The organism is Halopenitus sp. H-Gu1 (genome assembly GCF_041821145.1).
Classification (GTDB): Archaea; Halobacteriota; Halobacteria; order Halobacteriales; family Haloferacaceae; genus Halopenitus.
In genome coordinates, this window is record NZ_JBGUBC010000003.1 from 193,002 (window position 1) to 201,237 (window position 8,236).

At 64.6% G+C, this 8,236-nt stretch carries 7 protein-coding genes; 5 read left to right on the top strand and 2 right to left on the bottom strand.

All coding sequences use genetic code 11. The annotated features are described in order from the left end of the window. The first annotated feature begins 104 nt into the window (after positions 1 to 104). Genes ACERIT_RS04125 through ACERIT_RS04135 form a run of 3 tightly spaced genes read left to right on the top strand, consistent with a single transcriptional unit; the run spans position 105 to position 2,715 of the window. The gene (locus ACERIT_RS04125) at positions 105 to 1,292 is read left to right on the top strand and encodes a UxaA family hydrolase (RefSeq protein WP_373673556.1); all 1,188 of its coding nucleotides are present in this window, start codon (positions 105 to 107) and stop codon (positions 1,290 to 1,292) included. Continuing rightward, positions 1,289 to 1,603 (top strand): UxaA family hydrolase, encoded by a 315-nt coding sequence (locus tag ACERIT_RS04130; RefSeq protein ID WP_373673557.1) that lies wholly within the window; start codon positions 1,289 to 1,291, stop codon positions 1,601 to 1,603. The genes ACERIT_RS04125 and ACERIT_RS04130 overlap by 4 nt, the downstream gene beginning before the upstream one ends. Beyond that, a complete protein-coding gene (locus ACERIT_RS04135) occupies positions 1,600 to 2,715 on the top strand; it encodes a UxaA family hydrolase (RefSeq protein ID WP_373673558.1) in 1,116 nt (371 codons plus the stop codon). Before ACERIT_RS04130 ends, ACERIT_RS04135 begins: the two co-directional genes overlap by 4 nt. 57 nt (positions 2,716 to 2,772) lie before the next feature. Here the strand turns inward: ACERIT_RS04135 and ACERIT_RS04140 are convergent, their stop codons facing one another. Next, a complete protein-coding gene (locus tag ACERIT_RS04140) occupies positions 2,773 to 3,564 on the bottom strand; it encodes an SDR family NAD(P)-dependent oxidoreductase (protein ID WP_373673559.1) in 792 nt (263 codons plus the stop codon). Positions 3,565 to 3,666: 102 nt separating this feature from the next. Between ACERIT_RS04140 and ACERIT_RS04145 the strand changes: the two genes are divergently transcribed. Further along, positions 3,667 to 4,398 (top strand): fumarylacetoacetate hydrolase family protein, encoded by a 732-nt coding sequence (locus tag ACERIT_RS04145; protein WP_373673560.1) that lies wholly within the window; start codon positions 3,667 to 3,669, stop codon positions 4,396 to 4,398. 586 nt (positions 4,399 to 4,984) lie between these two features. Here ACERIT_RS04145 and ACERIT_RS04150 read toward each other — a convergent pair. After that, positions 4,985 to 5,638 (bottom strand): bifunctional 4-hydroxy-2-oxoglutarate aldolase/2-dehydro-3-deoxy-phosphogluconate aldolase, encoded by a 654-nt coding sequence (locus ACERIT_RS04150; RefSeq protein ID WP_373673561.1) that lies wholly within the window; start codon positions 5,636 to 5,638, stop codon positions 4,985 to 4,987. Between the two features lie 242 nt (positions 5,639 to 5,880). Here ACERIT_RS04150 and ACERIT_RS04155 point away from each other — a divergent pair, with 242 nt between their 5' ends. Next, positions 5,881 to 8,220 (top strand): amino acid permease, encoded by a 2,340-nt coding sequence (locus ACERIT_RS04155; protein ID WP_373673562.1) that lies wholly within the window; start codon positions 5,881 to 5,883, stop codon positions 8,218 to 8,220. Positions 8,221 to 8,236 lie beyond the last annotated feature (16 nt).

Below are 8,236 nucleotides of genomic sequence, written 5' to 3' on the forward strand. Positions count from 1 at the left end.
GCACTCTCGCACCCCGGTTCACCTTCCGGGAGAAGCGACCATCTGCGGCTCCCACGATCGACCCAACGAAAGGGTTATGAGCGTTGTTTGCCAGATACTCCCACATGGTAGGAACCTTCACCGGCTACCGACGACCCGATGGACGGATCGGGGTGCGAAATCACGTCGCCGTGATCCCCACGTCCGTCGCGGCCTCCGCCGTGGCTTCCGCGGTCGCGGAGGAGGCTGGAGCGTGGGCTCGAGCGACGCCCCACCAGCTCGGCACGAGCCAGCCGAAACCGGCGCGCGAACAGACCGAACGCGTCCTCGCCGGCATCGGACAGAACCCAAACGCCGGCGGTGCACTCGTCGTCGAGTTGGGGACCGAGGATATCGACGCGGAGTCTCTTGCCGACGACATCGCCTCGAACGGGACACCGACCGAGACCCTCTCGATCCGGGAGGCCGGCGGCACCGCCGGTGCGGTCTCCACTGGTGTCGAAGCCCTCCATCGCCTCGACGAGGAGGCCGACAAAGACAGGCGCGAGGAGGCCGACGCCTCCGAACTCGTCTTCGGTGTCGAGTGTGGCGGCAGCGACGCGACGAGCGGGATCGCGGCCAATCCCGGCGTCGGGGCCGGCTGCGACCGACTCGTGGAGGCGGGCGGCACGGCCTCCTTTAGCGAAACGCCGGAGTTCATTGGCGCGGAACACATCCTCGCCGACCGGTGCGTCGACGAGGAGACGCGCGAGCGACTCCTCGACCGCGTGGATGCCCGCGAGAGCATGGCAGAACTCATGGGCGTCGACCTCCGTGGTGCCCAGCCCAGCCCCGGAAACCAGGAGGGCGGGTTGACCACCATCGAGGAGAAGAGCCTCGGCGCGATCTCGAAGGGTGGAACGACGCCCGTTCGTGGAATCGTCGACTACGGCGAGGACCTCCCGGTCGGCGGCGGCCTCGTCCTCATGGATACTCCCGGCTACGACGTCGAGAGCGTCGTCGGCAAGGTCGCTGGCGGCGCACAAGTCATCGCGTTCACCACCGGTCGCGGCAGCACGACCGGTAACCCGATCGCACCCGTGATCAAAGTCACCGGGAATCCGAAGACCTGGGAGAAGATGTCGAACAACCTCGACGTGAACGCCGGAACCGTCTTCGACGGGGAATCTATCGACTCGGTCGGCGAGCGCGTCTACGAGACGCTCCTTGAGGTCGCGGACGGCCGCCGGACCGAGGCCGAAAACCGGCGTCTCGAGGAGTTCGCCATCAACGAGATCCAGCCCAATGAACTCGGCGCGGAGGTGAGCGTATGAAGGGTCGTGTCCTCGACGATCTGCTGTTGTTGCTGAGCGAGGCGGACACCGTCGCCACCGCGGTCGAGGACCTCGATGCGGGAACCGAGGTCGAGTACGACGACCGACGCATCGTGCTCTCTGAGGACGTTCCCTTCGGACACAAGGTCGCACTTGATCCCCACGCATCCGGCGAGAAGGTCCACAAGTACGGCGAGGTCATCGGCACGGCCACCACCTCGATCGAGGCCGGCGAGTGGGTCCACATCCACAACTGCGAGAGTACTCGCGGTCGCGGTGATCAGGTTGCAGACCAGGAGGGATCCGCATGAGCGGTGCTGACGCTCCCGCACACACGTTCGAGGGCGTCCAGCGTGCGGACGGGGCGGTCGGCGTCCGCGATACGGTTCTCGTGTTGCCGTCCGTCATCTGCTCGCACTTCGTGGCCGAACGGATCGCGGATCGCGTTCCGACCGCGATCGCGGCCCCACACGACCACGGCTGTGCACAACTGGGTGCCGACAGCGAACAGACGCGGCGAACGTTCCTCACGCTCGCGCAGAACCCGAACGTCGCCGGCACGGTCGTCGTCGGCCTCGGGTGTGAGGAGGTTCAAAGCGACGAGGTCGCAACGGCCCTCGAGGAGATGGACGTCCCCGTTCGTGAGCTGTCCATCCAGGGCGTCGGCGGAGTCGACGAGTGCATCGAGCGCGGCGCCGAGGCTGCCACGGACCTCGTCGAGGGACACACAGCGACCCGCTCGCGCTCCGGCATCGCCGATCTCACGGTGGGGATCGTCTCCAGCGACCTCGACGAGTCGACGGTAGCCGAGGCCGACCCGCTCGTCGGCGAGGTCGTCGATCGCGTCGTCGACGCTGGCGGTCGCGTGGTCGTGGCCGGCAACGAACGGATCGCCGCCCACCCCGAAGCGGCACGTGCGGCGGCCGACGACGAGACGGTCGAGGAGGCGATGTCCGCGCTGATCGAACGGCACGCACAGAACCCGGATCGAGCGACTCGCGTCGGCCGCGCCGCACGCGATCGTACCTTCGAGGAGGCCACGGGCTCGTGGGGCGATCGGTCCATCTCCGAAGTCCTCGAGTACGGTGATCAGATCGGTATCGACGAGGGACTCGCCGTCGTCGATGCACCCTCCCGGTTCGCCGAGGCAACAACCGCGCTCGCGGCCGCGGGAGCGAACGTCGTGATTCACCTCACCGGCGACGGCGTCGTGGCGGGCCACCCCATCCTGCCGGTCCTCAAGGTCACCGGCGACCCCGAGACGGGCGAGGCGCTCTCCGAGGACATCGACGTGCTCGCGACGGAGACAGACGCCGATACGTTCCTCGACCGTATCCTTAAGGTCGCAAACGGCGCGGAGTGTCGCGCCGAATCACACGGTATCACGCAGTTCGCCATTACCCGCGTCGGTCCCTCGATGTAGCGGTTTCGGGAGGTTACTCCCACGTCGCCATGCGTTTTTGGTCGATCCGTCCGCCTCTCAAAACGAACTCGTAGAGAATCCACCGTCAACGACAACGATCTCTCCGGTCACGTAGGCGGCCGCATCGCTTGCGAGATAGACTGCCGCGCCCGCGATGTCCTCCGGGCGACCCATCCGTTCCGCGGATGCGCGCTCCATGATCCGTTCGTACCGATAGGAGCCCTCCGCGTAGGTGTCGGCCGTCTGCTCGGTCGTGATGAACCCCGGTCTGATCGCGTTGACGCGGATCTCCGGTCCCAGGTCCTTTGCTGCGGCCCGCGTGTATCCATCGATACCGCCCTTTGCCGAGGCGTAGGCGGCCAGATCGGTCATTCCCTGCTGTGAGGAGAGCGACGCGATCGAAACCACCGACTCGGGATCGGCGGCCGTCACGAACGCCTGAACGGTCCGGTGGACTCCCGTCAGTTGGACGTCGAGGACGTGTTCGAACTCCTCGTCGGTCACATCCCGAACGGAGGATCTGGCGATCGCGCTCGGCGAGTTGACGAGGACGTCGACGCCGCCGAAGCGATCCACGGTTCGTTCGACCAGCTCGTCGAGTGATGCCCGATCGGTCACGTCACAGGTCACTTCCAGCGCTTCTGCCCCACGTTCGCGGATCTCCTCGGCCGTGGCTGCGACCCGGGAGTCGGTCCGGCTCGTAGCCACCACGTTGGCTCCCTCCTCGGCGAACGCGAGCGCGATCCCCCGCCCGATCCCGCTCGTTCCCCCCACGACCACGGCCGTCTTTCCCGCGACAGTCACCGGCGTGTACTCGAATTCGGATCGCTCGTCGGTCGTCTCGGACATGCCGCATCGATCGGACCGGGATCGCATATACGTTCTCGTCTTCGAGTGGTCCGTTCCGAGGGATATCGTAACGCTTTAGCTCGTCTGATCGACCCTATCCGTATGCATCGCGCACGATTTCGAGACGAGGCTGGCAGCGTTCGAACTGGCGAGTGGACGGACGACGGGATCCACTTTGGTGGCGAGACCTACGACCCCGAGTCGGTGGATATCCTGCCGCCGTGTGAGCCGACCAAGATCGTCTGTGTCGGATTGAACTACGAGAAACACGCCGAGGAGACCGACTCACAGATCCCCGATCGGCCGCTTTTGTTCTTGAAGCCGCCGAACGCCCTGTCGGCTCACGGCGACACCGTCCCGCTGCCGGCCGGCAAAGAACGGGTCGATTACGAGGCCGAACTCGGCGTCGTGATCGGCGAGCAGTGTCGCAACGTCTCCGAGGAGGAAGCCATGGAGTACGTCGCCGGATACACCTGCGTCGACGACGTCTCCAACCGTGACGACCAGCGCGTCGAGCAAAACTGGATCCGCGGAAAGGCGTTCGATAACTCCGCACCGATCGGACCCGTCCTCGCGACGCCCGATGAGGTATCCGAGGACGCCGATATCCGGCTTCGAGTGAACGGCGAGACCAGACAGGACTCCTCACGGTCCGATTTCATCTTCTCCATCCCCGAGCTGATCGCGGAGATCACGACCTACATGACCCTCGAACCCGGCGACGTCATCTCGACGGGGACGCCCGAGGGCGTCGGCCCGCTCTCCGACGGCGACCGCGTCGAGATCGACATCGAGGGAATCCGCACGCTCGAGCACACGGTTCGACGCGAGTAGAGCCGACGCTCGTTCATCCGCCCCGGCTTTCGAATTCTCCGTTTCACGTTTCAAGTTCCGACTTTGGAGTTTCGAGTTTCGCGTTTCGACTTTCGTTCTCGACGTCCGAACTGCCCGCCGAGGCCCGCTTCGTCCCGATCGCTCGGGATCGAATTCCGTTCCGAGGAGGTGTCTCGGCGGAGTCGTCTCGTTATGTCGAGTCTTGTCGTTTCATTTGGGATGTTTATTCGATTCAATCGGTCGATGGTCGTGAATGATCGATCGATCGTTCCGTCTCTAAACGTCTCTTTGCGGAGCCGTTGGCCGTCTCATCGTGTGGACAGTCGGATCGCCCTGGAATCCCGCCGATCTATCGGTCCGATAATGATAAATGAACTAACTCTCCGCCGTATCCGCTTGATTCCCCCATCTGGACCGCCCCAACCGGGTGATCGTTACACGCATACATCCGTCAGTCATCGATGAATATCCGCGTTCCGTCCGCCCGCCCGTCCGATCCCTGTTGTTCCATTATCTGGGACGAACCGATCTTCACTCCGTCCGAACCGAACGGCATCCCGTGGCGATCGTCCGCCGAGCGCTCGATTCAGGCGGATCGGGCCGCCTCGACGGCCTGGACGAACTCGCGGGCTCGCTCGCGGACCCCGTCCATATCGCCGGCGTCGATGGCCTCGTAATTGACGAGCGCCGAGCCGGCACCGACGGCCACCGCGCCCGCCGCGAAGTAGTCCGCAACGTTGTCGACGGAGACGCCGCCGGTCGGCATGACTGGCACGTCGCCGAGCGGTCCGTGGAGGGCGCCGATGTGGCCGGGGCCGACCGTCGAGGCGGGAAACAGCTTCAACATGTCCGCGCCAGCATTCATCGCGTTCACCGCCTCGGTCGGCGTCATGATGCCGGGGACTGCGACGACCTCCTCGTCGTTGCAGACCTCGATGACGGGCTCCTGGGAATCGGGAGCCAGAACGAACTCCGCGCCGGCCTCGATCGCGTTTCGTGCGGTCGGTACATCGAGCACCGTTCCGGCCCCGACGACTGCGTCGGTGTCCGCGAGCTGATCGTCGACCGCTGCGATCATCTCCGCGTACTGGTCTGCGTCGGCGGTGATCTCGAGGGCGGTCACGCCCCCCTCGTGGATCGCTTCGGCGACCTCGACGATTTGATCCGCCGGAATATCGCGTAGCACCGCGACGACGCCGCTCTCCTCGAGTTTTTCCGCGACCTCCTGTTTCCGAGCCATGGATCCGGATTCGCTCGGTCCGTGCAAAAAGGTGTCCGATCGGGGCATTCATTCGCCGTCGATCGCTGGCGCGCCAAGAAGGAACGAACTAAGCGGCTTGACCGTGAACGAGGTGGCATGTTCGAGCAATCACTGCGGATCCGGAGTATGAATTCCGGCCTCGATCTCCGATTCGGTCCCGTACGCTCGACGTCTCCATTTTCAGGGCCGTCCGGTATTTCTCGTTTTAGGGGGCAATCGACGTGAGCGGCGAAGAGGAACTCGCCAAGGACCTCGGTCTCCTCGCGGCGTTGACGATCGGTATCGGGACGATGATCGGTGCCGGGATCTTCGTGCTTCCGGGGACGGCGGTGGCTCGCACCGGACCGCTCTCGGCGGCTACGTTCGTCATCGGCGGCGTGATCGCGTTGTTCACGGCACTTTCGGCCTCGGAACTCGGGACGGCAATGCCGCGTTCCGGCGGCGCTTACTTTTATATCAACCGCGCGCTCGGTCCCCTTTTCGGCTCGATAAGCGGGTGGGCAAACTGGTTGGGTCTGGCGTTCGCCTCCGCATTCTACATGTACGGGTTTGGCGAGTACGTCAACGCGCTCGTCGGCGCACCCGCGCTCGCGCTCGGCCCGGTCTCGCTTTCAGCCGCCCAGACGATCGGGCTCGTCGGCGCGTTCCTGTTCATCGGCGTCAACTACGTCGGCGCCAAGGAGACCGGCGGCCTCCAGAACGGGATCGTCCTCTCGCTTTTGGCCATCCTCGGACTGTTCACGGTCGTCGGGCTGTTCAACGCCGACCTCGAGACGCTCCGGCCGTTTGCTCCACCGGGAACCGCTGGCGAGGTGTTGCCGGTCACCGCGATCATCTTCGTTTCCTATCTCGGGTTCGTTCAGATCACCTCGGTCGCAGAGGAGATCAAAAACCCGGGTCAAAACCTTCCCAGGGCCGTCATCGGATCCGTCCTGATCGTGACCACGATCTACGCGCTGTTCCTGCTCGTGTTGCTTGCAGCCGTCCCCAACGAGATGGTTGCGAACAACGATACCGCCGTCGTCGAGGCCGCACAGTTGCTCTTTGGCCGATACGACATCTTCGGTGCCGGGCTCGGACTCCTCGGATGGGGCCTGTTGCTCTTCGGCGGTCTGCTCGCGACGGCTTCCTCGGCAAACGCGTCGATCCTGTCTTCCTCGCGGATCAACTTCGCGATGGGCCGTGAGAAGATCATCACCCCGCAACTCAACGCGATCCACGGCCGGTTTGGAACGCCCTACCGGTCGATCGCGGTCACGGGTGCGCTTATCGTGGTGTTTTTGATCCTCGGAAACCTCGAGATCCTCGCCACCGCCGGATCGGTGTTGCACCTCATCGTCTACGGGCTGTTGAATCTCTCACTGATCGTGATGCGAGAAGCCGATCCCGCCGAGTACGATCCCGACTTCGAGGTCCCCTTCTATCCCATCGTCCCGATCATCGGCGCGGTCACCTCCTTCGCGCTCATCGTCTACATCGAACCGCGAGTGATCGCGCTATCCGTGGGCCTCGTCGCGTTTGCGACCGTCTGGTACTTCGGGTACGCACGCTCGCGCGTCGAGAACACCGGCGTTCTCGGGATGTGGATCCTCGATCGATCCGAGGAGCTTCCGGATCTGGCCGTTTCTGCGGCGACGTCCGTGCAGCCGGATGCAGGGACCTATCGGGTGATGGTTCCACTCGCGAACCCCCGAACCGAGAGCCACCTCATCTCGCTTGCGGCCGCGATCGCCAAACGGCGTGACGGGACCGTCGTCGCGGTCAACATTGCGAACGTTCCCGATCAAACCTCACTCGAGGCGGCTCGCGATCGCGGCGCCCACGATGCAGCTTACGACCTCCTTGAGCGCGCCAAAGAGGACGTCGAGACCTTCGGCGTCGACGTGGAGACACACGTCATCCTCTCACATCGGACCTTCGAGGAGATATTCGACGCCGCAGAGACCTACGGGGCCGACCTCACCGTCATGGGATGGGGTGAGGACGCCCACGGATCGCCGGGGCGAGCCGAGTCCGCGATGGACGAGCTGGCCCACTCCCTGCCCAGCGACTTCCTCGTGTTCAAGGATCGCGGGTTCGATCCCTCCCAGATCCTCGTTCCGACCGCCGGCGGACCCGACTCCCATCTCTCCGCGGCGGTCGCGCGCATGTTGCGTTCGGAGTTCGACTCCGAGATTACGCTGTTACACGTCGCCGACGATCGCGAGGCAGGCACGCAGTTCCTCCAGGAGTGGGCCGACGAACACGACCTGAGCGATGCGACGATCCGCGTCGAAACCGGCGACATCCAGGAACGGATCGCCGAGGCCGCATCCGACGCCACGATGCTTGTGATCGGTGCCACCGAGCGCGGACTCCTCTCGCGGCTCGTACGCGGCTCGCTCGTGTTGGATGTGCTCTATGAGGTCGACTGTTCGGTCCTCTTAGCCGAGAAGAAACACGACCGTGGACTCTTCTCCCGGCTGTTCGGCTCCGGCGCTCGGGAACGCGAGCTTTCGGAGTCGGCAGCAGCACTCGAGAACTCGGCGGACTCGGCCGAGCGGGAATCCGACGAGTCCTGACCATCGACCTCAATTG